The 25,038-nt window shown below is 55.5% G+C and carries 18 protein-coding genes; 7 read left to right on the forward strand and 11 right to left on the reverse strand.

The window, feature by feature from the left end; translation table 11 throughout:
- Window positions 1-20 precede the first annotated feature (20 nt).
- Window positions 21-797, reverse strand: coding sequence for an HAD-IIA family hydrolase (locus MUK72_RS13510; RefSeq protein ID WP_244702013.1), 777 nt, complete (start codon window positions 795-797; stop codon window positions 21-23).
- A 376-nt stretch (window positions 798-1,173) separates the two neighbouring features.
- On the opposite strand from MUK72_RS13510, the gene MUK72_RS13515 reads away from it, so the two are divergent.
- A complete protein-coding gene (locus tag MUK72_RS13515; RefSeq protein ID WP_244702015.1) occupies window positions 1,174-1,467 on the forward strand; it encodes a hypothetical protein in 294 nt (97 codons plus the stop codon).
- Window positions 1,468-1,556: 89 nt separating this feature from the next.
- Here MUK72_RS13515 and MUK72_RS13520 read toward each other — a convergent pair whose 3' ends face one another.
- Both MUK72_RS13520 and MUK72_RS13525 read right to left on the reverse strand, forming a co-directional pair.
- The gene (locus MUK72_RS13520) at window positions 1,557-3,152 is read right to left on the reverse strand and encodes a transposase (RefSeq protein ID WP_244702029.1); all 1,596 of its coding nucleotides are present in this window, start codon (window positions 3,150-3,152) and stop codon (window positions 1,557-1,559) included.
- Window positions 3,153-3,437: 285 nt separating this feature from the next.
- Window positions 3,438-3,665, reverse strand: coding sequence for a hypothetical protein (locus MUK72_RS13525; RefSeq protein ID WP_244702037.1), 228 nt, complete (start codon window positions 3,663-3,665; stop codon window positions 3,438-3,440).
- A 288-nt stretch (window positions 3,666-3,953) separates the two neighbouring features.
- Between MUK72_RS13525 and MUK72_RS13530 the strand changes: the two genes are divergently transcribed.
- The 3 genes from MUK72_RS13530 (at window position 3,954) to MUK72_RS13540 (ending at window position 7,399) form a co-directional block, all read left to right on the forward strand.
- Complete coding sequence (locus MUK72_RS13530) at window positions 3,954-4,121, forward strand: hypothetical protein (RefSeq protein WP_244702039.1); 168 nt, start codon at window positions 3,954-3,956, stop codon at window positions 4,119-4,121.
- Complete coding sequence (locus MUK72_RS13535) at window positions 4,118-4,501, forward strand: DUF8112 family protein (RefSeq protein WP_244702041.1); 384 nt, start codon at window positions 4,118-4,120, stop codon at window positions 4,499-4,501. The genes MUK72_RS13530 and MUK72_RS13535 overlap by 4 nt, the downstream gene beginning before the upstream one ends.
- Before the next feature lie 75 nt (window positions 4,502-4,576).
- Window positions 4,577-7,399 carry a plasmid replication protein RepH gene (locus MUK72_RS13540; RefSeq protein WP_244702058.1) on the forward strand — a complete coding sequence of 941 codons (2,823 nt, stop codon included), beginning with the start codon at window positions 4,577-4,579 and terminating at the stop codon, window positions 7,397-7,399.
- A gap of 296 nt (window positions 7,400-7,695) precedes the next feature.
- Here MUK72_RS13540 and MUK72_RS13545 read toward each other — a convergent pair whose 3' ends face one another.
- Window positions 7,696-8,679, reverse strand: a complete 984-nt coding sequence (locus MUK72_RS13545) for a GDP-mannose 4,6-dehydratase (RefSeq protein WP_244702060.1) — start codon at window positions 8,677-8,679, stop codon at window positions 7,696-7,698.
- Between the two features lie 104 nt (window positions 8,680-8,783).
- Between MUK72_RS13545 and MUK72_RS13550 the strand changes: the two genes are divergently transcribed.
- Entirely contained in the window at window positions 8,784-9,920 is a 1,137-nt protein-coding gene (locus MUK72_RS13550) for a glycosyltransferase family 4 protein (RefSeq protein ID WP_244702062.1), read from the forward strand.
- Between the two features lie 41 nt (window positions 9,921-9,961).
- Here MUK72_RS13550 and MUK72_RS13555 read toward each other — a convergent pair whose 3' ends face one another.
- The 5 genes from MUK72_RS13555 to MUK72_RS13575 all read right to left on the reverse strand — a co-directional run bounded on the left by MUK72_RS13555 (window position 9,962) and on the right by MUK72_RS13575 (window position 19,463).
- Window positions 9,962-14,287: a S8 family serine peptidase gene (locus MUK72_RS13555; protein WP_244702064.1), complete on the reverse strand. Its 4,326-nt coding sequence runs from the start codon at window positions 14,285-14,287 to the stop codon at window positions 9,962-9,964.
- A 122-nt stretch (window positions 14,288-14,409) separates the two neighbouring features.
- Complete coding sequence (locus MUK72_RS13560) at window positions 14,410-15,870, reverse strand: sulfatase (RefSeq protein ID WP_244702066.1); 1,461 nt, start codon at window positions 15,868-15,870, stop codon at window positions 14,410-14,412.
- On the reverse strand, window positions 15,867-17,210 hold the full coding sequence (locus tag MUK72_RS13565) for a sulfatase family protein (RefSeq protein ID WP_244702068.1): 1,344 nt from the start codon (window positions 17,208-17,210) through the stop codon (window positions 15,867-15,869). The genes MUK72_RS13560 and MUK72_RS13565 overlap by 4 nt, the downstream gene beginning before the upstream one ends.
- Window positions 17,211-17,393: 183 nt before the next feature.
- Complete coding sequence (locus MUK72_RS13570; protein ID WP_244702070.1) at window positions 17,394-18,617, reverse strand: O-antigen ligase family protein; 1,224 nt, start codon at window positions 18,615-18,617, stop codon at window positions 17,394-17,396.
- 282 nt (window positions 18,618-18,899) lie between these two features.
- Complete coding sequence (locus MUK72_RS13575; RefSeq protein WP_244702072.1) at window positions 18,900-19,463, reverse strand: DUF4330 family protein; 564 nt, start codon at window positions 19,461-19,463, stop codon at window positions 18,900-18,902.
- A 403-nt stretch (window positions 19,464-19,866) separates the two neighbouring features.
- On the opposite strand from MUK72_RS13575, the gene MUK72_RS13580 reads away from it, so the two are divergent.
- The gene (locus MUK72_RS13580) at window positions 19,867-21,204 is read left to right on the forward strand and encodes an O-antigen ligase family protein (RefSeq protein ID WP_244702074.1); all 1,338 of its coding nucleotides are present in this window, start codon (window positions 19,867-19,869) and stop codon (window positions 21,202-21,204) included.
- Between the two features lie 16 nt (window positions 21,205-21,220).
- On the opposite strand, the gene MUK72_RS13585 is transcribed toward MUK72_RS13580, so the two are convergent.
- Both MUK72_RS13585 and MUK72_RS13590 read right to left on the reverse strand, forming a co-directional pair.
- Entirely contained in the window at window positions 21,221-22,462 is a 1,242-nt protein-coding gene (locus MUK72_RS13585; protein ID WP_244702076.1) for an O-antigen ligase family protein, read from the reverse strand.
- A gap of 325 nt (window positions 22,463-22,787) precedes the next feature.
- On the reverse strand, window positions 22,788-23,891 hold the full coding sequence (locus MUK72_RS13590) for a glycosyltransferase (RefSeq protein ID WP_244702078.1): 1,104 nt from the start codon (window positions 23,889-23,891) through the stop codon (window positions 22,788-22,790).
- A gap of 179 nt (window positions 23,892-24,070) precedes the next feature.
- Between MUK72_RS13590 and MUK72_RS13595 the strand changes: the two genes are divergently transcribed.
- Complete coding sequence (locus tag MUK72_RS13595) at window positions 24,071-25,003, forward strand: glycosyltransferase family 2 protein (RefSeq protein ID WP_244702080.1); 933 nt, start codon at window positions 24,071-24,073, stop codon at window positions 25,001-25,003.
- Window positions 25,004-25,038: the final 35 nt, after the last annotated feature.

Consider the following 25,038-nt stretch of genomic DNA (forward strand, 5'->3'; position numbering starts at 1 on the left):
AGATTGCAACGAGCGCTTCGCTACAGCACCGTCTCGATATCGCCCAGTGAATCGAGGATGTGATCGGGCGTGACGTCGCTCGTGGCGAGCGTGTCGTCGTCGGTCGTGCCGGTACGGACGAGCACGGTCTCTAAGCCACCGTGTGCGCCCATCGCGATGTCGGTGTCGAGACGATCGCCGACGATGAGACAGTCCTCAGGGGCGGCGTCGAATGTTGAGAGCGCAGCCGTGAGTGCGTGGTCTGCGGGTTTGCCAACGATGACGTCGGGCTCGCGCTCGGCGACGCCCGCGATGGCACGGATGATGGCTCCCGACCCGGGGACGGCCCCGTTTGCGGTCGGGATCGTCACGTCGGGATCGGTGCCGACGAAGGTCGCACCCGTTTCGAGCGCCCGCAGGCCGTCGGTCATGTCGTCGTACTCGAAGTCACGGGCGTAGGAGGCGACGAGGACGTCGGCAATTTCGGGCTCGTCGGTCAGCGTGAGGTCGGCTTCGTCGAGCTGTCTGTGCAATCCCGGTGCTCCGACGAGGAACAGTCGATCGGTGGCGTGTTCGGCAGCGAGATAGTCAGCGGTGACGGTGCCCGCCGACTCGATTTCGTCGGGTGATACGGTGAGATCCATCTCGGCGAGGCGGTCGGCGAACTCGACTTGGGATTTGGTGGGGTTGTTCGAGAAGAAGCAAAGGTCGAGGCCGGCCGTTCGAAGCGTTTGGATGCCCTGACGAGCACCCGGGATCGGCGCGTCGCCGCGATAGACGGTACCATCGAGATCGACGATCGCGCCACGAGAAGGCATGCAGTCGGTAGGACCGCGAGTGGGTAAATCCCGTTGATTTTGGGCTGGACAGCGGTCGTTAGTCGTCGCAATCACGCGGTTTGTCGCGTGGTGGTAGTGAGAAGGTGTGGCCGAAGCAGTCTTCGCAGGCAGATACATACACACTCGTAGTTCCGCTGGATGCAACATTGCGTTCCTCGTCGGTCAGCACTAACTTCGGTGATTGCTGTGATGATATCGTTCCTGGCAAAAATATCATTATCGATATTGAAGTTCTTGATTTGGTGATCCTTCTTTGGGTAGAATTGCGTTTTAGTCCCTCCGAGACGATTCTGTCGCTTACGATTCTGTGAGGCAGTGCAGCGATTACTGTTCATGTGACTGCGGAGGTCGTTGAATGCGTGAACTGCAAGTGATGTCGAATCTCGGCGATCGCCGAAATCTGTCTCATTCCGACTGGCAAGAAAAACGCAGTTTGACGAGTATCGCAGAGATATTGTCGAAGACAGTGGACTCAGGACGACTACCTCATATGGACGGTGCTCATTGCAATCGATACCCTGTTGCACGTTCAAAATCAAATCGCCAGACAGAACGATCGGGCCTGAATCCGGACTCCATCAGTAGAGTTGGTGAAACGATGGAACAATTTTTGATAGAAATGGCTGAATCGGCCGGTAGATTAGCCTGATTGGTCGAGCTTCTTTCAGAAAAAACAGCCGCCTGAGAGCGATGCCTCTCAGGCGGCGACACCTGTTTTTTGGACAGATGGCGCGACCGTCAGATGAGCCGACTCGGTGACCGTATCAACCCTGGTTTGTTCTGCCGTTGTGCAGTGAGAGACGCTGCAACCAGCGCTACTGCCGAGAGAACGACGTGAGTCTCAACGTTGTTCTTCTTGCGTGCGCGGACGCGATCAAGGCCGGTAAAGGACTTCAGACGCGAGAATACGCGCTCGACACCTGCCCGCAGGTGTCGATGCATCCGTTCTTTGATTGCCTGAAAAATGTACGTCTCCTCAACGTTTCCGACGGAAACACCGTACTCCGAGAGTTGCTTCTGTGGCAGCCGCTCCAGAGCGTCGTAGGGACTGTCGATCTCCTCGCCGTGTTCCTTGAACAGTTCCTTGATTTCGTCCTTGATCGTCGCTAACGGCGACGATCGGCGAGGATTGATCGCCGTCAGCAACGGACAATCGAGCTGATCCTGACAGAAGTCGCGGTTATCCTGACTGTCAAAGCCGGCATCGGCGAGGGCTGCCTGGAGATCGTCAGTGTCGTACCGCTCGTTGAACTCCTCAACGAGCGGTTCGAACGCCGCACTGTCGTTCCTCTTGCCGGTCTCCATCGTGATGGCGACCGGCAGCTCCGTTGCCGCATCCACCACGAGAAACACCTTGTACCCGTAGAACGATCCTTCGTGTTTCCCCCAGCTCGCACCTTCAACTTCGCCATTTTCGATCTCATCACGCGTATTCGCCCACGCCGCGATGTGCGTTCCATCGATCACGACGAACTCACCGGCATGTTCGTGATCGGCAAGCAACTCGCTACACATCGACTGGAGGCAGTCTCGGAGTTCATCGGGATGAAGTTCGTCGAAGGCCCGCCAGAGCGACGTCCCATCCGGGACGTCCTCTGGCTCGGTGTAGTCGAGAGCCTCTCGAAATGAGTGATTGCGCTGAAGACGGCGTTCGAGGGCGTCGAAGGAGTCGCCCTCGAACTGCCGCAGGACAAGTGCGGCAGCTCGTTCGGGAGAGATTGACTGAAGTTCCGAGACAGCGACCGAGAGGAAGGTTGCAACGAGTTCGTCACGGTAGAGGTAGCCGTCGTCAGCAGGATCGTCGGGAGTGACATCGGCTGGCTGGTCGGTTTCACGCTGAGCCAGCTGGTCGTCCCTGCGGGACGGCCAGCTGTGGGTGTAGACGGTGGTGTCTAGCCACTCCGTGGCGTGTACTTCCTGTTGGTCAGCGAGCTTCTGGAGTGGGCGGTAGGAGCGACGACCGAGAAGGTCGTTTGCTTCGGGTGCGGTCAGCCCGGATGGACGGCGGAACGCGAGGTGTTTGAGCGTCGGCTTGGCGTCTTCCTTGCGGTGGAAGACGGCGACGCCGTCATCCACCTCGGGCCGCCAGAACCCGTCGTGAGTGGATCGGTGGCCGACGATGTTCTTGCTGGCGACGTACTCGTTGTTGTGGTTCAAGGAAGTGTAGAAAGGGGCTTGGGAAGCGATGTTAGTGATGTACCACGCCGGCACGTCGGTGCCGGCGCGGAGATCGTCCTTGGAGGCGACCTCGCCGTGGGTTCGGAGGTATTCACGAACGGTGATCTTATGCGAATAGGCGGTGTTGTCGCAGGCGTCGGATCGGTTGGTGGCCATACCACTGATCCGACTTCTAGTCTAGTGAAAGTGACTATTCCTGCAATTAGTGACTGCTGTACGATATTTCCGAACTGATTTCGAAACCGTGCAACGGGCTAATCGAGATTGATTACAGCAACCACGATTCGAATTGCGATCCAAAATTCTTTGCGTAATATATTTATCGTAATAATCGTTGCAGAATTCGACCATCGACTGAGAAGTTTGCTATCGACGCTTCTAAATAGCAGTAATATTGGCTACCTATGAGATTCATGTGCTAAATACTCGACATCATCGAATCTATTCATCACAGACTACATTACGAATCTCAGATACAAGATCGGGGCGATGTTCTTTGAGAATTTCTATGTCGTGCGCTAGTTCTTCGTTAATACGTTGTCGCGCCCGATAGACTGATTGATCGACCTCACGAGATGAGGGATCACCTTCGCCAGCGATATTCTGGCGGTCAGTATCGGTCAAAATGGCTCGATAGCGTCCCATCCCTTGACCCGTATTCGCCACCATTGCGTTTCAATCTATTCACTCATGCAGTATAACACTATGCATCACAGCATAGTATGCATCAATGCATGGTTTTATTGGTCAAGCACACGTGTCTTCGACTAAGAAGCGCGAAGAGCCGACAAAGGAAATCGGCCGGGCGATGCAACGCCCGACCCAGCGCTTCTCAGAGAGAAGCATGACGCAATGGGAACCCGCCACTCTTGAATCCAGTGGCAACGATCGACGTATCGTTACGGCAATAAACGACGGATTGGCGCTCCAGATATCATCCAATCGGAGGAGTAGCCAATGACGGTCCTTCGCTGCCAGTGCGGTGCCCTCGATCTCACGATCACGAGCCAATCCTACGACGACAGTAGTGCGTTCGAGGCCTACGAATGCCAGTGTTGTGGACGCACGGGCACGCTCGTCCACGAGGAGACGACGGGCACGACGCTGTCGGGGTGTCTGCGATGACCGCCCGCAACGGTGACCACGTCGTTACGACCATCTCGACCACCCCACAGCAGGCGTTGTCAGGGACCGCGATCGGCACCGGTTCATTCGCACAGTGTGCGTCGTGTCAGTGCTCGATCGGCGAAGGGAGTACCGTCGCACTCCGTGCCCATCGGTTCACCGACGAAGCCCGCTGGACCACCGCCGCGATCCACTGTTCGCACTGTCTATCCGAGCACGGCACGATCACCACGCCCACCACGGGCGCTGCCGAGATCGTCATCACCGGCCGACTGATACTGCGGGGTGACGCCGCCACCCAGAGCCATCGCCTCGTCTTTACCGCCGATGAAGGCCCCGAAGCCGTGCTCGATTACAGCAGCCCCGACGACGCCCACTAACCGGTGGGCGTCTCGCTCGTCGCGCCCGGCAGGAGCCCCAGCCACCGCCCATCAGCAGCGCCCACTGTTCACGCTATGGGACCACAGGCCAGCGAGTGGCTGCCCGAGATCGAAAAAGCACTACTCCCGACGGTCGTCCGGACGGTGCGCGAGCTCGCACACGACTACGACCCACGAATTCTGCGCGACGAGCGCCCACGACTGTTCGCCCGCGAAGCACTCCACCAACGCTACGACATCGGCACCTGGCGCAGTAGCTACCCCGAAGCGATCACGCGATACACGCTACGGTACAGTGACCACGATCCCGACACGCTCGCCGAACGCGAGCGAGAGAAACGCGATGCGCTCAAAGACGAACTCACTACCGTCGGGACCGGCCGGGACGCACTGAACTCCGGGCTCGACATGGTGGAAGAGACGATCATCCCGCTGCTACAACACGCCCGTCCCCAGCCCACGGTCGTACTCGTCCTCAACGGGCCGGCATGGACGGATGTCGCCGACGAGCGCACCGCCGCCCGCGCACTCGACACGATCGCGCTGTTCGGGACGGTCTGTGAACTGCGCCTCGTCTGTTCGCCACGCCTCAAACAGCATCTCGACCGCCACCATCCCGAATGGTGTGACGAGCATCTCGATCTTACTCGCTCACGGGACGGGTGGGGCCAGACAGTCCCCGGCGAGACGAGCAAGCAGACACGCAACGAAGCGTGGGCAACGATCGCCCAGTTCGATCCCGACGGTGGCCGACTTGCCGTCCTCGAAACATTATCGTCCGACAGCGATCGTACAGTCCACGAGCTCAAAGCCGACCCGGATCTCGCACTTGCAGACGGCACGATCGATCGGTACGTCCGCGAACTCGCCGACGACCACGATCTCGTCGCCATAGACAGCCGACCGACGTCGAACCACCTCACGCTCACTGAGACGGGCGCGGCCGCCACGGCACTGCTCGGGCCTAACGGACGCCCCCACCATCCCGACCAGTCCCAGTTCACAAGCGATCGTACGCGCACCCATCACGGCTCAACAAGTATAGTGTGTCGTGCCGACCGCGACGAGGAGTCCCCCACCCCGACCGACGACAGCACCGCCGACACGGACCCGTCTATCCACTCATCGTCGGCGTCGGCGGTCCCTGCGAGTACACCCACCGCCGAAGAATGGCTCGCAGACACCGGCAGAGCCGACGAGGACGGCTACGTCCAGTGGCTCGACGGGCCCGACGACCGTCTCGATGCATGGGCGATGCACGAACGACTCCGTGCCGGACAGCGCTGTGCGGGCGTCACGGTCGTCGACGACCCGACTCAGCCCTTCGACGACGGCGAGGTGAGCTATATCAGCTGTTTCGACGATCACGCACAGGTCGTCGTCCAGTGGGGTGGGGCCCTGCCCACCCTGGTACGGATCACGAGCGCCTTACTGAGCGAGCGAATGTTCGAGACGGTACTGACGCCAGCCACCGTCGGCGACGATCTCGACGCGCTGTATGATGGCACGCTTGAGAGTGCTATCGACGACGTACTGCTCCTCGGCGCACAGGTCGGCTGGTTCAGCGAGGACGAACACGACTACGAGAGCCTACGTGAACGCTACAGCGCGGTCCGTCGTCGACTCCTCGCACGGCTGGGTGATCTCGACCGTGACGACACCGACGCCTGGCGCGAACTCTGTCGGGACGCCCATGGCCTGCTCGCGTCGGCGACCCAGCTCTACCACGCCAGCGATATCGATCTCACGATCCACGTTCGCGTCCCCGACACCGCACAACTACGAGCGGGCACACAGCGCTACCGCGAGTTCTGTGACTTCTTCAAACACACGGTGCCGAAAAACGCCGCCTACGGCGTCCATTCGGCCTACCGCTTGCTCTACGAACAGCGCGTCGACAAGCTCAAACATCGTCTTGGCTATGCGTTCGACGACGACCCGACAGCGGAACTCACCGCCTCGTGGGTGGTCTCCGGGCCGACCGCGACCACGTTCCGCGAGGATATCGAGTCGGCCATCGCAACGAACGCGAGCGACGTTCGCGAGGTCATCCAAGAGGGCACCAGACGCGGTGTCGGCTTCGAGATTCCGGTCGTCGAGGGCAACAGCTACGCCGCCCTCCGAGGGGTACTCGACCAGCAAGCGGAGCGGAAAGGATTCACCCTCGACCCCGCCGACCGACGCGAGAGCATCCGCCTAGCCACGGCAACGCTCGGAACGGAGCCCAGGCGCTGTTCGCCGTATGCACTCGCCGAGGCGCTGCTCGCGATCGCACGTCCCCGCACGCCGTCGCCAGCACTGTCGCCGACAGACGTCGCGTACGGACTCACACAGCTGCCTGCCGACCGACTCATGCCCACGCTCCCACCGACGATGCAGAAGGTGCTCAAGACGCTGCTCGTCGCCGACGACCCGCTCGGCCGAGCGACAATCATCGAGCGCGCAGGCATCTCTGCAGCCTCGTACGACCGCAACATCGACGAACTGGCCGCACTCGGGATGGTCGAAGCCACGGGCAACGGCGGGCACAGAAAATGGCGAGCATGGATCATCCCATGGTGGTCGACACTTACCGATGACAAGCAACCGCGAACGACTGACGAAGAGCGGACGATTGCTCGCATGATCCGCTGGGACGATGTCTGCTACGAGATCGCAACGGAACTCGATATCGACCCCGACTATGAGTTGTTTGCTACCCCAGTCGACAGAGATGAAGTGTTTGCGGCACTGCCGGCACTAGATCGGTGGCGTGGTTTCATCCTCGCCCACAGTGACGCTGGCGACACCATCCCAGCGCCCGCGACTACTTCAGATACGGCCGAGCACACCAAGACTCACTCGCTGGATTCCACCGCCGTCGAAATCGGAGCGCCGTCGGACGACGCGACAACCTGAGAGCAACCACACCCATCCAATAGCGAACACGGTATTTCACCGGTGAACAATCAACATAAACACCCACTCAAACGGTCGCTGAGAGTACCTGCGCCAGACCGAACTCGAACATCAACGATCAGCGAGAAGTCATGATGTTGAAAGACAGCCGTCTCGATCTCCTATATCTTGAAACTTGTTCGACCGTCGTGTTGTCCGGTGGATGGGTCTACTGCTGGACACATCAGACCCGCCCTGCCATAACCATGTGAGGACATCTGCACCACTGCCTGCTATCGGATAATGTTCGAATAGTGCTACGAAGAGCGAACGAGCGGTTCGTACCACTCGCGGTTCTTTCGATACCAGTCGATGAACTCCCCGACGCCGCTACGGATGTCTTCGGTCGGTTCATAGCCGAGCACGTCGCCGGCCTTGCTCACGTCGGCGTGGGTGTGTTCGGCGTCGCCGGCCTGGCGCTCGCCGTGTTCGATGGAGAGATCGGGAGCGATCTCGTCACGGATAACTTCCGCGAGCGTCCGGATGTCGACGTTGTCCGTGCTACCGATGTTCAGCACCTCGCCATCGGCGGCGTCGGTTTCGAGGAGTTTCGCGTTCGCGCGAACGATGTCGGCGATATAGGTGAAATCCCGAGTCTGTGAGCCATCGCCGTAGACAACGGGTGGTTCGTCGTTCATACACCGCGAGACGAAATTCGAGATAGCCATGTTCGGACGCATCCGCGGCCCATAGACGGTGAAATAGCGAAGTGCGACCGTCGGAACGTCGTAGAGATCACCGTAGACACGAACGTAGTTCTCGGCGGCGAGTTTCGAGACGCCATAGGGACTTACCGGCGTCGTCGGATGTTCCTCGTCGTAGGGGAGATAGCTTGGTTTGCCATAGACCGACGACGAGCTCGCGAAGACGACGCGTTCAGTAGGCGAGTCCCGGGCGGCATCGAGCACGTTGAGCGTGCCCTCGACGTTGATGTCGTCGACCCGGCGAGGATTCTTGACGCTGGTGCGAACGCCGGCCTGTGCGGCCTGATGGAAGACGAACTGCGCGTCGGCCACGAGATCGGCCACGAGATCGGCATCCCGGACATCGCCCTCGACGAGTTCATAGCTCCCGTCACCGTTGTCGGCCGCCTGACGCGCGACATCGATGGTCCGGCGTTTGATGTCGGTATCGTAGAACGGATCGAGATTATCGAGTACGACGACATCGCGACCCGCGCTGACGAACGAGGCTGCGAGGTGGCCGCCGATGAAGCCCGCGCCACCGGTGACGAGTATCATTTACTCGAAGAAATCGGAGGATTGGGTAAAGCGTACCGGAATCGTCCGGTTGCATCGGTTGCGCATCGAATCGCTTTTGAGCCGTCTGATTGCAGGGCCGGTAGATGCGTATCTTGCGAATCGCCCAGAAGACCTACCCGGAGGTCGTCGGCGGCGGCACCTACCACGTCCACGCGATGAGTCGCGACCAGGCCGCGATGGGCCACGACGTGACGGTGCTCACGGTCGGCAACGGAACGCGACCGCGCCGCGAGGAACGTGCCGGCTACACCGTGGTCCGCAGACCCGCGACTGCCGAAGCATTTGGTAACAGTCTCTCGGCGGGCGTCGCACGTTTTCTCCATGGAGTCGACGACTACGACGTGATGCACGCCCACTCGCATCTCTATTTCTCCACCAATCTTGCAGCGCTCAAACGACGGTTCGATTCGATCCCGCTCGCGATCACGAATCACGGCCTCTACTCGCAGTCGGCCCCCGAGTGGGTCTTTCGCTGGTATCTCCGCACATTCGGGCGTGTGACGTTCAACAGCGCCGATGCGGTCTTCTGCTATACTGAGACCGATGCCGACCGGCTCGGCGATTTCGGTGTCGATGTTCCTCTTCACGTAGTACCGAACGGCATCGATACCGAGCGCTTCTCGCCCGAGGGCGAGGAGAGTAATCGTATTACGGGTGATCCTGCGGTGCTGTTCGTCGGTCGATTGGTCGAGGGCAAACGACCGGGCGATGCGTTGTCGGCGATTGAACGAGTCCGAGAGACCCATCCCGAGGCTCGGCTTCACTTCGCCGGCAAGGGATCACTGCGGGCGGACCTCGAACAACGTGTCGCCGAGCGCGGACTCGACGATGCGGTGGCGTTTCTCGGCGAGGTTCCCCACGAGGAGATGCCGGAGCTCTACCGCGGGGCCGATCTCTTCGTTCTTCCCAGTCGCGCGGAGGGACTTCCCCGAACGGTGTTGGAGGCGCTTGCGTCGGGAACACCGGCTGTCACGAGCAATCTCGCACAATTGGTCCCGATGGTCGAGAAAGCAGGGATCACCGTCTCCGTCGGAGACTGGAAGGGGTTCGCCGACGCGCTCGACGAACTGGCCTCGTCACCGGAACATCGTGAAGCGTACGGCAAACGTGGACGGGAGTTGGTCGTTACTGAGCATGCATGGAGCGATACGGTGGCACGGACGACGGAGCAGCTGGAAGCGCTCTGTGAGGAGCACCGGCAACCCGTTCGGATCGATTGACCGCCTCTCCGAAATAACGACATCAACCGTCTGTAGCCGACTCAATCGTCACTGACGGCCTGTTCTGTGGTACTCGACTCCGCTGTCGCCGAACCGCTGATAGTGGCGTACGTATCGATCGCCTCGCGATAGGCACTGTATGCATTGACCCACCTTCCGTTGTGTCTGACTCGTTCAGTACCACGCTTCCCATTGAACACCGCCCAATCAGTCTCTTTGTCCTCGTTGAACCAACACCACATATCGACGCCGCGGTTCTCGAAGTACGCGAGCGCGTCACGAATCCACTGTCCCTTACGCCGTGGGTCGTGACCGACACTCACCTTCGAAGATGAGGCGAACTCCGCGACGCAGATCGGCTTGTTCGAGAGATTCGAAAGACGATCGAGCATGCCGCCGTAGATACTCTCGGGCGAATCCCAACTCGACCAGTTCTTGCTGCGACCCCAGTTGTAGCCATCGAGGCCCAGCCAGTCGACATATCGGTTACCCGGATACAGCTGTTCAGCCTTGTGGGAGCCGACGTCTTCAGCGTTCACACACCACATCCACTGGAGATCGTCACCGATGCCCTGCCGATTGAATCGATTGTGGACGCGTCGCCACATCTTGACGTAGCTCCAAGAGTTGGAGTTGCCAACGGTCGGTGACCACGGATACCAATCGCCGTTCATCTCGTGTGCGAGTCGGAGATACGCCCGTCGGTCGCCAGATTTCGACAGAGCGCTCCGCAGTCGGTCCGCCCAGCGATCGATATATCGGTCGTAGTTACCGTTGCCGATGCGGATTTCGATGTCGTTCGGCGTGGTGTCCGCGAGACCCTCAAGGTAGGCATCGTACTCGTTTTTCTCGACGAGCGACTGGGTATCGATCGATGCAGCCTGTGCACCGGGCGTGTACGGTTCCCACGTGATCAACGGTGTTCGACCGGCGTTCCAGATCTTCGGGAGGATATGGTCGAACAGCCAGTTCATATGTCCCTTATCGGAGTTCCACGGGACGAACAGGTTCTGGACGGCGTAATCGGTGTTCTGCCACTCATCCATGCGATTGATTGTGTCGAAGTTCGCATCGCTGAGTCCGTTGTGGATACCGATGGCCGGTGAATTACCACCGATAACGTTTCCGTTGAGATAGACTGTGGCATCACCATCCACACTAATGTTGCGTAATTTTCCGGAAAAGGTGTAGCTGTCAGTGCCACCGCCACCACCTTGCCCATTAGCTGTATTGCCAGATATGGAATCGTTGTCGTCAATCGACGCATCTCTCGCAGTGCTCTTTTCGAGATTACTTTCAACAGTAAACTCATACCAGAACCGGCCACCGTTACTTTCGATCGAAAGGACACTGTGCGAATAATCAGCAGGATCGATCTGGTTATCATTTAGAAGAACGTCAGCACTGCCATCAACAGTAATATCGCGTAGCTTTCCGGAGAAGGTGTAACTATCAAGGCCCGACGAGACGTGACCGGACGCCGTTTGTCCCGAAATCGTATCTGCACCGTTACGATCCGCACCGTTGGCCGTACTCTTTTCGAGTCCACTCTCGACGGTGAATCGATAGTTCGCTCGGTCCGTACCGGCGTTGCTTCGGATTGAAATGACGTTGTCAGGATATTCAGAAGGATCGATCTTATCCCCATTCAACAAGACGTCAGCTGATCCATCCATGGAGAAACGTTTGAGACCGCCGGAGAACGCATAGCTGTCGAGACCTGTGGAGATATGACCTGCAGCGGTCTGGCCTGAGATCGTATCCGCGGAGTTGCGATCTGCACCGTTGGCGGTGCTTTTCACGAGGTTGCGTTCGACGGTGAGCTGGTACTCCGCCCGATCAGTCCCCGAATTACTCTGGATCGAGAGGACATCGCTAGGATAGTTTGCGGGGTCGATCCGATCACCATTCAAGAAAACATCAGCAGTACCGTCGAGATCGAATCGTTCGATCTTCCCGACAAACGAATAGCTATCGAGGCCCGACGAGACGTGACCGGACGCCGTTTGTCCCGAAATCGTGTCCGCGGAGTTTCGATCCGCGCCATTTGCCGTGCTTTTTGTGAGGTCGCGCTCAACAGTAAGTCGATATTCTGCCCGGTCAGTATCATCAGTGCTCTCGATCGAGAGTACGTTGTCCGAGTAATTTTCGGGGTCGATCCGATCGCCATTCAGGAAGACATCGGCAGTACCGTCGAGGTCGAATCGTTCGATTTTCCCTGAGAAGGTATAGCTATCGAGGCCCGACGAGACGTGACCGGACACCGTTTGTCCCGAAATCGTGTCCGCGGAATTCCGATCCGCACCGTTGGCCGTACTCTTTTCGAGTTCACTCTCGACGGAAAGACGGTACTCCGCCCGATCGGTCGCTTCAGTGCTCTCGATCGAGAGTACATTGCCAGAGTAGTTTGCAGGATCGATCCAATCGCCATTCAAGAGGACATCAGCAGTACCATCAAGATCGAATCGTTCGATCTTCCCTGAGAAGGTGTAACTATCGAGGCCCGACGAGACGTGACCGGACGCCGTTTGTTCCGAGATCGTGTCCGCGGAGTTCCGATCCGCACCGTTGGCCGTACTCTTTTCGAGTCCACTCTCGACGGTGAATCGATAGTTCGCTCGGTCCGTACCGGCGTTGCTTCGGATTGAAATGACGTTGTCAGGATATTCAGAAGGATCGATCTTATCCCCATTCAACAAGACGTCAGCAGTGCCGTCGAGAGAAAGCTGCTCGATATTTCCGGAGAAGACGTAACTGTCGAGACCCGATGAAACGTGACCGGACGCCGTTTGTTCCGAGATCGTATCCGCGGAGTTGCGATCAGCACCGTTGGCGGTACTTTTCGCGAGGTCTTTCTCGACAGTGAGCTGGTACTCCGCTCGATCAGTCCCCGAATTACTCCGAATCGAGAGGACGTCGCTAGGATAGTTTGCGGGGTCGATCCGATCCCCGTTCAAGAAGACATCAGCAGTACCGTCGAGACCGAACCGTTCGATCTTCCCGACAAACGAATAGCTATCAAGACCTGTTGAGACGTGACCGGACGCTGTTTGTCCCGAAATCGTGTCCGCGGAGTTTCGATCCGCTCCATTTGCCGTACTTTTTGTGAGGTCGCGCTCAACAGTAAGCCGATATTCCGCACGGTTAGTACTTCCAGTACTTTGAATCGAAAGTATGTTCCCACCACTAACCGCTGTCCCACTGACCTGACCAGTTCCTTGTTTATCATCAGAGAGACCGACGTCGACGGCAGTGTTCTTCAACCGTGAACGGACCTCTTCGTTGGAGAGATCATCGCGTGAAAGCGTCAGTGCTGCGATACCCGATACGACTGGTGCTGCCATCGAAGTGCCCGAAAGCGTCTCGTAACCGTCGTCGGTCCACGTCGAGAGCAAGTTCGTTCCGGGCGCAGCGAGTTCGATTTCCGGGCCCTTACTCGAATAGGAGGCGAGACTGTCATCAGGATCGAGCGCCGAGACGGCCAGACATTCGTCATAGGCCGCAGGATAGTTGACCGGGCCACCATCGTTACCTGCCGCAGCGACGAGCAATGCACCCTTTTCGTGGGCATAGGAGACTGCTTTCTGGAGCGTCTCGGTGAACCCACCACCGAGCGAGAGATTGATGATATCTGCACCGTTGTCTGCAGCCCACTGAATACCATCGGCAATATCGGCAGTAGACCCCGTTTCGGATTTGTCGAGTGTGCGGACGCTGAGCAATGTTGCGTTGCTGATGCCTGCGATACCAGTATTGTTATCGGTCCCAGAAGCCACGATACCAGCGACGTGCGTGCCGTGCTGTTCGTCCGAAAGCGTGTCGGGATACGGATCGTCATCGTTATCGACGAAATCGTGCCCATACCCATCCGCAACGTTTGTTTCGAGATCCGGGTGATCGTATTTGATACCCTGATCGACAACCGCAACGGTCACGTCGCTCTCACCAAACGTTGTCTCCCACGCTGCTGGCGCGTTCACCATCTCTGGGGCATACTGGTCGCCAAAGCGCGGATCGTTCGGAACGGCGAGCATCTCGTAGACGGCGTTCCGCTCGGCGTACTCGACACCTCGACGTGAGGCGACAGAACTGGCAACGCTAGCCGTTGCACTTGCTGAAGATCGATCGGGCAGCTCGGCTCTGACGTAGCCGAGCGTATCGTTCTCGTCGATGATCCGGGCCTCGGACGGCAGTGCTTGCTGGGCAGTTTGGCGTGCATTCGCGGACGGTGCAACGCCGACGAGCAGTTCGTTTTGTTTCTCGTTCGATTGTTGAGCGAGCGCGTTTTCCGCCGATCCGGATAAGATTCCTACGGTCCCCGCGACTTTCAAGAATTCTCGCCTGTCGAAAGACGATGTCCCTGGCATAGTTTAAGCGAACAGGCATGCACAATAGCTGTTTTCATTTTTAGAATTAACACTAACAAGACAGATGGTGTATCGAGAGCAAGGGAGTGGTACTGTCGAGAATCGAACCGGCTTGATAAAGGCTATTGTATGTAGCCGAGATCTTCGAGGCGGGCTTCCGTCGCGTCAGTCATCGAAACCTCACCTGACGTATCGGCGTGTTCAAACGTATCGAGCCACTCATCGAGCGTAGTTTCAAGCGTGTCAACTCGTTCAGAGCGTTCGGTCGCGAGATTCGTGACCTCCTCAGGATCAGTTTGCAGTTCGTAGAACTTCTGTGTGCCGTCCGATCCGCGAATCAGTTTCTCATCGTCGGTCCGAATGGCACGGAGCGAGCGGTCAAATCGTTCGACATCGTCCGTGAGTGTCCCGACCCGTTCTCGGAGTGCATCCATCGAAGGTTGCGGAGCCATGTACTCAGCAATAGCATACTCGCGTGAGGAAGTCTCTACTTCAGGATGGAACGACTGACCTTGAGAAGCATCACGCAGCGTAGGAGCATCAATGTCGGCAGCGTCGAGTAGTGTCGGTGCAAGGTCAGTGAGCTGTACGAGGTCGTCGACCTGTCCGGTCTCGAACCCCGGACCATGAACGATGAGCGGTACGTGAAGCAGAGTCTCGTAGAGAGAATACTGGTGGTCCATCAGCCCGTGATCGCCGATGTTCTCGCCGTGGTCGCCTGTCACGACAAACACGGTATCGTCGAACTTACCGGCGGCTTCGAGATGACGTCTGAGCTCACCGAGGCGTCGGTCGAGATAGGCCAGTTCCGCCCGGTAAAGCGCGCGAAGAATATCGAGCTGTCGGTCCGTGAGGTCGACAGTGCCGGCGATATAACCCCACGCGTCCTGTGGGACAGCCATCGCCTCTTCGTAGGAAACGCCCTCGGGCAGAAAGCGCTCGACGATGGGCTCTGGTGGGCGGTATTCGAGATGGGGTTCGAGGTAGTTGACGAAGCAGAAAAACGGCTCGTCGTCATTGCGGTCGGCAAGCCACTCTCGAATCCACTCGTTGGTTCGTTTGGCCCCATCGTCGGTTCGCTTGCGAAAGAACTGGCCGTAGATCGCGTTGGCGACGTTGATCACGGGATTGCCTTCGGCGAGACGGGTAGCGAGCGCGCGCATCATCTCCATACCCTGTTCCGTGCGCGCGATCTCGCCGAGGTCGATATCGGTCTGGACGTACTGCCACGTCTTGTAGAGGGTGTCGAATCCACGGGCAAAACCGAATTCTTCGGAAATCCACGTGTTGTTCGAGACAGCGACCGTCTCGTAACCCCCATCCTGGAAGGCTTCAGCAAGGGTTGGCAGTCCCTTATCGAGGTGTTTGTGGCCCGCATGTGCACCGTGTTTCGAGGGGTAGGTTCCGGTGAACAGCGAGGCATGGGAGGGGAGTGTCCACGGTGCGCTGGCGATGGTTTCTGTGTATTCAGTACCTGTCTGGGCGAGGCGATCGAGCTCGGGAAGGAAGTCGTAGCGCTCGTGGACGGTCTCGCAAGCACGGGCAGTGTCCATTACGACGAGGACGACGTTTGGCCGGCTCATTCCTGGTAGCCGAGAGCCTGAAGCCGCTCCTCGACGCCGGGTTGGGCTTCGATATCTGGGATTGTGATATCCGCGGAAGTGTTCTCGATCGTCTCGAATCGTGCCTCAAGCTGGCGCTCAAATTCCGCAACAACGTCGGAATTGGCATCGGCAACGTTCTCGATCTCTCCGGAGTCACTGTCGAGATCATACAGTAATTTCCGATCCGTTTTGCCGTCGTAGAGGAACTTCCAGCGCTCAGTCCGGAATCCGAAGCGAAGCGCTGACTCGCCACGGATTTCCTTTTCAGTGACTATCGAATCGAATTCGGGTGAGTCATCGTTTCGGAGCAGTGGAAGAAGCGACTCACCAGCCATGCGGCGTTCCATCTCCTCGGAGAGGGTTGCGTCAGCGAGATCAAGTGCCGTCGGTAGGATATCGACACAGCGAACGAGATCATCCACTCGTCGAGGCTGGTCGATCCCGGCCCCATCAGGGAAGGACATCATGAGCGGGACGTGTGTGAGTTCGTCGTAGGGGAGATTGCTGTGGCCGTAGTCGTCGTGTTCGTAGAACTCGTCGCCGTGATCGCCGACGACGACGACGAGCGTATCGTCAAGCTGACCGCGCCAATCGAGCCGAGCGAGGAACTTCCCGAGTTCGGTATCGAAGTATTCGACCTCCTTTCGGTAGTTCGCGTGTAGTTCGTCGTGTTCGTCCGTGGTAATCTCGTGTGGAGAGTTGACCGCTGCCTTTCGCCAGAGCTGTTCGGCGCGGAACTTGTTGCGGTAGGTGAACTCTCCACCGGGGAGATACGGTCCGTGGACGTCCATGTACTGCGTCCAGAGGAACCACGGCTCTGGAGCTGCGTCGGTCCATTTCGCGAGCCGATCGTTCACCCGTGGGGAGGGCATGTACGGCGTGCGTCGTAGCACGCGAACGAGCTTGTTCGCATACCGAAGGGCGTCGTCGGGTGCGTGTTCGAGCAACCCGTCGCTTTCGAAGGGAAGGATGTTTTCCTCGAAAGTGTCGAAGCCCTTGTCGAAGTTCCGTAGCCGCGAGACGTTCGGATTCGAGTGGATTGCACCGGTAGCGTAACCGTTATCGTGAAACTGCTCGGCGATGGTCGGTTGTTCGTCCTCAATATACCAGTGACCGCCGTATTCGAGCGGATAGCGCCCGGTAAGCATCGCCGTCATCGCTGGAGCCGTGCTGATACCCTGTGAGTAGCAATTCTCAAAGACGACCGATTCGTCAGCGAGTCGGTCGAGTGTCGGCGTGTCGTACGAATCGTCGCCGAAGACGGCATCATAGCGGAGCGAATCGACCACTAAAAAGAGGACGTTTGGGGACTGGTTCATGGATATTACTCTAAGTCAGAGGTTATAGGACTTGCTGAGTCGGTCAGATCAAATCTGTATGCAGCCGTATTCTCAAGTGAAATATTATTGGCCATACCCATACGACTACAGAAATGTGCTGAGATTAGATCTAGAGAATTGGCTATAGTGATAGAATTTTCGCGTCATGGTTTCTCGATCGATTTATCCGACAGTATCACCAGAAGAAACGGTAGGTTGTGCATAGCCGATAACGAATGCCCAAAGAATCGAAGAAATAGCAGTTCCAAAGATTGTTGCACCATCAAATAACTGGAATATGAGTGCTGCGACGACGAGACAAAACGTTGTCAGTCCAAATGGAACATGATCACGAACAGCTTGGAATGCCAGTAAAAGCGCCGATGCACACAACAGCAGATAAGCGACCCCGCCAACTGAACCTCCGATAACGAACAGTCGAAGATAGCTGTTATGAGTTCCAGTGAGTGTGCCCAGAGGATAGAATTCACTCACAATTGCGGCCGTATCAGCGAGTCCCCATCCTATAATTGGCCGTGCGGCAAACGCTTGGTACGACGCTGACCAAAACCCGACCCGCTTGCCAAGCAGCGACTTCCCAAGCTCCGTCGGTCCAGGTAAGATACCAAATGAGATACCCACAACGACGGCGACAATACAGCCTCCAATAAGCGTGACGCCAGCAAGTGCTCTGGTGTTCCCAAATCGATACACTATTGTAAGAAATCCCGCAACAATCACAGCAAGGATTGATGCACGGCCGACTGTAAGAACCACCATGAATAGGTTCAATACAAATGCTATCCCCATCCATGAGTCGCGAGTCCGGAAATATAATCCACCTGAACAGATAGTACCTATAGCAACGAGAACTCGGTAATATTTCACAGAGTCGAAAAACGCCGCTGGAACTGAGTATCCGATATTAGATGTTATTAAGTGAACACCGGCTGACTGACCAAATTTGAGACCAAGAATCGTATAGTCACCCAAGAAAACCGTTGGAAATCCGACTATTGTACAGGCTGCGCTAAAAATCCCAATAGCTCGAAAGGCTTGTTCACGTGAAATGACCGCTGGTACAACGAAAATAGAAATCGCCGAAAGAATGGTGAACGCTCCCAACCGTTGGAACGCACGGAATGAAGGATCAAGTATATAACCAATTGTAAATACTACCCAGAGAACGACAGCAGGTATGAATATCGCAGGATGGTGGCAAGATGGGATATTTATTTCTGATAGTGATCGTGACTGGCGGTTAGTAACTTCCACGAAGGATATGGTGAGGAATATTCCATAAGCAGCTAATACACCAATATTACCAATCAGTCGGGAAAAGTAAATAGAAAGTCCGATAGCACAGGAAAGGAGAAGAAGGTAGAAGGCAACAATCGTTCTACTCATGAAAACTAAGGGAAGTCCTACACTCTTTTATCCTTTGTTCTTATTCGAAACAGACCTAGTGAAGTCATATAGAAATGAATTTCTGATCAAGAATAGATACTGATTGTACGCACAAACCGCCAGCGTCACTGTGCTGGCGTGAGTAGCACATGCCAACTTGTAGCCAATCTTGTATATTCAGCTAACCTGTGTGGAAAGACGGTATTTCCAGAAAATCCGTATCTTTTGCATGAGTTTTTGTGTTTAATCACAACCATTCAGAATTATACATTTAACTCAATTCTAATCTAGCAGTGCCGACGTTCCGGTCATGTTAGTATTTTCTTCGGCGACGGTTGTCTGGTAGTTTACCTCGAAATCAGTAACAACAGCGTCCACGACAACATCACCGAGATCAAGTCGAAATTCATTCCCAATATAAAGTCGTTCATCTTGGAATTGTACATCACTATCCTCAATAGTTACATTGACCCGGAGTCGAAGACTCGCATTGGAAGTCGTGTTGTTGGTTCCGGTTGAAACAGGCGTTGTACGTGAGGAATCCAGAACAGACACAATATGCTCGTTGTTCGGGACCGCCCCCTTGTCAATTCCATCCACGATATAGGGTGCATCGTTGGTCAGTTGAAATCGGACTACACTCGTTGTTCGATTCATCATCGGAGTTTTAGTTTCGGAGGCGTTTCCTGATCCATTCGCAGATTTCTGGACTCCACCACTGGTTGACGACGGCGCAATGAAGATTGCACCTACCGAAATAATCAGAGCAATAACGAGTACTATTCCAACCGCATCAATAGCATTGACAACTCCAAACAACCTCCCATTATCGTCGATAACTTTCATGAATTCCAAAAACGGGTCCTTGGTGAAAACGAATAGGAGAAGGATAAAAGTGTAGCGATACGATCCACCCAAGATGGAGTATTAACCGATGAAGATATCATAGAACCTTTGTCAGACCGTGATGATCGTGCTGTCTGGATTGTCTCCGCGCTCGTTGTTGGTGATGCGACGACAAGCCGCAGACACAGCGCTGAGTGTGTCATAGAACACTTTACACATCTCAGTAACAACCCGAAAACGGACTCTGAGAAGAAACCAGTATTACCGCCATTCAACCTCGGTAGTAGCGGGGATCTATGGTGCTGGCTGAACACTATGCCAACCGTTCTATGAGACCATCGTATGGTTAAGAAACCAACTTGGAATCCGGAACTGCTTTGCAAGTCGACAGTAACACAGTCGTATGCGACAGTTCCAATCCACTATCGCTATCTATGCTCTTCTCACCGCTGCTTGTCTCACACTTGTTGAGGGGGTGTCACGTCCAATATCATTCGTCTGGTTCGCAGTAGTGTTCACTGGTATTTGTGTATGGATCTGGTGGACCGGAGAACCGACACTTGCTGCCAATCCCCCGATTCTTGCAAGTACGCTTTTGATCTGGTTCGCACTGACGATTAGCTTTCTTAGTTCGCCGAATATATCCGGACTACTACGTCTTGGTGCGTTTATTGGGATTTCGGGCGGATTGATATTCGGCTTCTCAAATGTGTTCAATCCCGCCAACGTATATCGGGCAGTCGCATGGGTTGGAGCATCAGTCACCCTCATTTCATTGCCGACAGTCTTCGTTGGCGAGCTCGGACCACTAGGTGTCTGGCGAACGGCCACATTATTCGGCGTATCATACTCTATCCCACTGTCGGTGTTTGACAACCCCAATACGCTGGGTCTTATTGCCGCGGTAGGTGCTACTGGTGCGGCTGGTGAGGTACTATCCGCGCGATCCACCGTTTCAAAAGTAGACAATTCACAAGAGATAATCGTAGATGGTGTAATTGCTGAAGTTTTGTTGGTTATCTGTACGCTTGGAGTCGTGTTTTCGACCGGACGAGGAGCACTACTCGCTCTCGTTGTTGGTGTTGGTATACTTCTATTTATCTACGGATTCGGTCGTGACATAGCGGCCATAGCGACAGTCTGTGGTGGTCTCGTGCTAGTTGGTGCAATTGCGATTGCAGCTCACCTGCTTCCCGGTCCAGAGATATTCCAAAACATCGATTTGAGTGGTAGAGGGGTACTGTGGCGTTCCGTGATCCAAGCAGTAGGCGAGCGCCCCCTATTTGGATTTGGTCCCGGTGCAACTGATGATGCTCTCTCCCAATTCGTGCCGGAAGATTCAGGTTATGTAGGTGTAGCACCACACAGCAGTTACTTCCGGATGTTCTTTATTGGTGGAATCGTTGGTGGAATTGGATATCTTTCTCTGTGCGTGAGTGCGCTGCGGAGGGCACTCATCGATGCGACGCCACAGGGTGCCACGACGGCAGCGATGATCGTTGCAATCTTCGTCATGCTGATATTTGAGGGGGTGACGGTGTTCGGATTACATCCAGTATCGGTTATGGGAGCACTCACTATAGGCTTCGTCCAACTCAGCGATCGGACCACGCGGTCAATTTGCCTTTCCTGGGATTCTCTGCCCCCCAAAATCGACGCTGCTGTGCAGAACTCATTTTTGCGCACAATAGCGGAGAATTCACATCTATTCGGTGTGGTCAATCGACGACGCAATCGCTAGTCATGATTAGGCAGTATCATTGCTCCCGCGAATCACCGGGTTGTGCATAGCCGATAGTCAATGCCCAGAGAACTGACGATAAACTTGTTCCAAATATGGTTCCGTCAGAAAATAATTGGAAAAAAAGCGACATGACAACTAGACAAAAACCGGTCAGCGCAAGCGGCGCACGTTCGCTGACGCGCCGATACGCAACCCCGAGTGCCGCGGCATTAAGTGACAAATAAGTTACCCCACCGACCACTCCACCGACAAGGAACAGTCGGAGGTAACTGTTGTGAACCCCAGTGAAAAACCCCGCATAGCGTCCACCGATTGCTTCGCGAATATCGACGAGTCCCCATCCAAAGACCGGTCGAGCAAGGATTGTTTTGTATGATGTCATCCAATAGTCGACACGTTTTCCAAGGATAGACTGGAGTGTTGACGTCGGACCGGGCAGTACGCCGACTGTAATAGCGAAGCCAGCGATAGTAGCGAGAATCCCCATGATCGTTACACCAGCAACCGCTTTACGGCCTGCTATCAGATAGACAGCTGCGAGAAGCACTGCGACAATTGTTGCAAGTCTCGCTGCCCGCCCGTGGGTGAGATATACTCCGATAAGATTGAGTGCACAGATACCGATGAGCCATGAGTGCCGGGTTTTGGCGTACACCCCTGCTGACGCAACGGCTCCGATGGCAACGAGACCGCGAAAGTAGTTTTGTCCGTCGAATATTGCGGTGGGTTCATAGAGCGTTATCCCGGCAAGTTCGAGCGGTGCACCGGAAATACCACTGATGAGTATGTCGCCAATCCGGACAGGCTCGCCGGTGAAGGCTGCTGGGAGGGCAAGGAACATACATCCTGCACCAACAATGGCAATGGCTGAGAACGCCTGCTGACGAGAGACGACATTTGGTATGATGAAGAGTGTGACGACGGATAGAATGATGAACGCCCCCGTTCGGAGTACCGCACTTGGTGAAGGATTGAGTACAAAGCTAACTAAAAAGATGGCCCAGAGAATGGCCGTCGGATAGAGAATTGCGGGATCATACCGAAACAACAGGGTGGGTAGGCCGACCAAGCGCTCACGAATAGTGTGGTGAAGATTACGGATACGAAGCGCCGATGTTGCGTGGATAGCCGTCGCAACGAACACAACATAACTAGCGAGTATCATGAGGTTTCCGACAGACCGAGAAACAAATACAGAAAGGCCAAGTACACAACTAACGAGAATGAGGTAAAACGCGACGAGAGGCTTGTCCATACTTGAGAGACACTTACATCTCAATTGATTGTTTCGACTTTAACTGAATGTGGTGGACGCTCACGATGCTGGCAGATCACATTCGGGACAAACTACAAACCCAGCGTTGATCGTGAATGGTATTCCATTTCATTTATACATGACATCGTCACGCTCGTCAGGCGGAAAAGTGCGATGAACAATCCAATAGCGAGAGCAATAATGACGATCGTGCAAAGTCATATATGCTTTCCATGGCGATAAAAACAACCCTCACTACCTTGACGATTGAATAATCATTTCCACAGCACACCTAGCACCTATACAGTGGGACATACACCTGTTTTCACATAGCAGCAAATGTACGATACAGATCAGCGTATTGCTCTGCGACGTGTTCAACAGAGAAGCGCTCACGAACCCGTTTGAGCCCCTGTGTAGCAAGAGATGCACGGTGATTAGGATTGTTAAGTAACTTATCAATTCCCTCGGCAAGCGCCGCAGGGTCCTCGGGCGTAACCAGTACGCCGGCGTCACCAACGACTTCACGGAAAGCGGGGATGTCCGAGGCGACAACCGGTGTGCCGGTAGCCATTGCCTCAGCTGCTACAAGGCCGAAACCTTCCCATCGTGAAGGGAACACCGCGATATCGAACGCCGCGAGGTATGGCGGGACACTCGGAACTCGCCCCGGAAAGTCAACACGATCATCGAGACCTCGGTGAGAGGCGAACGCTCGCAAGTCGTCGTGGGCAGGACCATCACCGATAATCGTAGCGTACGGTTCATGGGGGCCATCAAGGAGGGAGAGTGCGTCGAGTAGTACGTCGAAGCCCTTCTGCTCATCGTGCGTACCAAGCGTACCGACGAGCGGTGAGTCGGGCATATTAGGAGTACCGTCGGCCGTCGCGGTCTCAAAGCGCTCCAGTTCGATGCCATTCGGAATGGTCTCGATCTGCGTACCGGCCGCGCGGAGCAGCGGCCGTTCCCACCAGCGCAGTGAACGTGCAGTTGCTGCGGAGTTCGCTACGACGCTATCAGCGAGTGGCAATGTCAGACCGTTAGCGAGGCGATGGGGAAGTGGATAGCCGTCGTGAACGTTGTGTTCAGTACTAATAATATTATTAATTCCAACAATGTGGGCGGCCGGGCGACCCCACAGTCCTGAAATCGGCGAGTGTGTATGCAGGACATCAGGAGAGTCAGCACGTAGGCGGCAGACGAATCGCGAGAATGCGCGGATATCGAAGTTACCATTTGCGTTGATATTGACTACATGGACACCAGCATCCTCAAAGGCTTTGCGAAATGTGCCGTCGCCGAACAGGTGATAAACGATGCAATTGAATTCATCGCTATTGAGGCGTGAGAACACGTCATAAAGAAGTTGCTGTGCTCCCCCTCGATCATAGTCAAGATTGCCGATAATCGCAGCAACATCAACCGTCATACCTCGATACAGGAAAATAGAGGGTAAAGGAGTTTCGAGATGTTGACAGCCAATTCCGAGTTATATAGAACATCGTTTGGCCCCAGTGAATCACTAGACGGTAGGCTTGGGTGCTTTCATCCGTTGGGTGACAGTGATAGAATCGGAATTGTAATATGAAGTGGAGGGTGAAAAGTCGTGTGAACACCGTTAGCGTAGTTGTGCCGACGCACGAACGGACCAGCGTCCTCCAGAGGGCTATTGATAGTGTATTAAATCAAACATTTACTGACATAGAAGCCATCGTTGTTGATGATGCGTCCGCGGATTGCACTGAAGAAGTAGTCAACCAGTACGACGACCCGCGAGTCAAATATATCAGGCATGAAGAAAACCGTGGCGGGAGCGCAGCACGAAATACCGGTATCGACGCAGCTGAGGGAAAATTCATCGCATTCCTGGACGATGACGACGAGTGGCGATCCGATAAATTGGCCGCACAACTGGACGCTTACGAACGTACAACTTCAGATACAGGAATCGTTTATACTGGTATCGAAAATGTCGATATGGATGGACAGACGAATTCGATAAAGACGCCCCAAATCGAGGGGGACGTGACGAAAGAGCTGTTGTTGCATAATTTCATTGGTTCCTTCTCAGCTGTGATGGTCGATCGAGAGACGATCGAACAGACAGGGCTCCTCGATGAACGATTCCCGAGCTGGCAAGACTGGGAATACTACATACGGTTGTCACAAGAGGCGCAATTCGCGGCGGTCCCCGAACCGCTGGTCATCCGACACAATGAAGCCCACGAACAGATCAGTGATGACTTCGAGACGAAACTTACGAAGACGTATCCATTGCTCCGTGATCGCTTCGATTCGCTTTCGGCAGAGTACGGCCGTGGATTCCAACGCCGCCGAGAAGGCCATTTGCTATTTCACATTGGATATGCGGCCCTCTCACAAAGTCAGTACGCGCTTGCGCGACAGCTATTGAGTCGATCACTACTTCGTGACCCAACGAACAAGGAGGCATACATCTACTGGCTGTCCTCTCTCGGCGGTAAGTATACCTACCAGCCAATGCAGGCGGTAAAAAGATGGGTCATCAGACAATTCTCTTGAGTATCTGCCGTAGACCTGCATCTGTCGTTTAGTCT

It is taken from the genome of Halococcus dombrowskii (assembly GCF_022870485.1).
Taxonomy (GTDB): Archaea; Halobacteriota; Halobacteria; order Halobacteriales; family Halococcaceae; genus Halococcus; species Halococcus morrhuae.

Coding starts and splice junctions, on each gene's coding strand:
- MUK72_RS13560 (WP_244702066.1), bottom strand. CDS start 15,870: ATGAGCCGGCCAAACGTCGTCCTCGTCGTAATGGACACTGCCCGTGCT.
- MUK72_RS13540 (WP_244702058.1), top strand. CDS start 4,577: ATGGGACCACAGGCCAGCGAGTGGCTGCCCGAGATCGAAAAAGCACTA.
- MUK72_RS13550 (WP_244702062.1), top strand. CDS start 8,784: ATGCGTATCTTGCGAATCGCCCAGAAGACCTACCCGGAGGTCGTCGGC.
- MUK72_RS13590 (WP_244702078.1), bottom strand. CDS start 23,891: ATGACGGTTGATGTTGCTGCGATTATCGGCAATCTTGACTATGATCGA.
- MUK72_RS13545 (WP_244702060.1), bottom strand. CDS start 8,679: ATGATACTCGTCACCGGTGGCGCGGGCTTCATCGGCGGCCACCTCGCA.
- MUK72_RS13535 (WP_244702041.1), top strand. CDS start 4,118: ATGACCGCCCGCAACGGTGACCACGTCGTTACGACCATCTCGACCACC.
- MUK72_RS13565 (WP_244702068.1), bottom strand. CDS start 17,210: ATGAACCAGTCCCCAAACGTCCTCTTTTTAGTGGTCGATTCGCTCCGC.
- MUK72_RS13515 (WP_244702015.1), top strand. CDS start 1,174: ATGCGTGAACTGCAAGTGATGTCGAATCTCGGCGATCGCCGAAATCTG.
- MUK72_RS13555 (WP_244702064.1), bottom strand. CDS start 14,287: ATGCCAGGGACATCGTCTTTCGACAGGCGAGAATTCTTGAAAGTCGCG.
- MUK72_RS13575 (WP_244702072.1), bottom strand. CDS start 19,463: ATGAAAGTTATCGACGATAATGGGAGGTTGTTTGGAGTTGTCAATGCT.
- MUK72_RS13585 (WP_244702076.1), bottom strand. CDS start 22,462: ATGGACAAGCCTCTCGTCGCGTTTTACCTCATTCTCGTTAGTTGTGTA.
- MUK72_RS13510 (WP_244702013.1), bottom strand. CDS start 797: ATGCCTTCTCGTGGCGCGATCGTCGATCTCGATGGTACCGTCTATCGC.
- MUK72_RS13580 (WP_244702074.1), top strand. CDS start 19,867: ATGCGACAGTTCCAATCCACTATCGCTATCTATGCTCTTCTCACCGCT.
- MUK72_RS13530 (WP_244702039.1), top strand. CDS start 3,954: ATGACGGTCCTTCGCTGCCAGTGCGGTGCCCTCGATCTCACGATCACG.
- MUK72_RS13525 (WP_244702037.1), bottom strand. CDS start 3,665: ATGGTGGCGAATACGGGTCAAGGGATGGGACGCTATCGAGCCATTTTG.
- MUK72_RS13520 (WP_244702029.1), bottom strand. CDS start 3,152: ATGGCCACCAACCGATCCGACGCCTGCGACAACACCGCCTATTCGCAT.
- MUK72_RS13570 (WP_244702070.1), bottom strand. CDS start 18,617: ATGAGTAGAACGATTGTTGCCTTCTACCTTCTTCTCCTTTCCTGTGCT.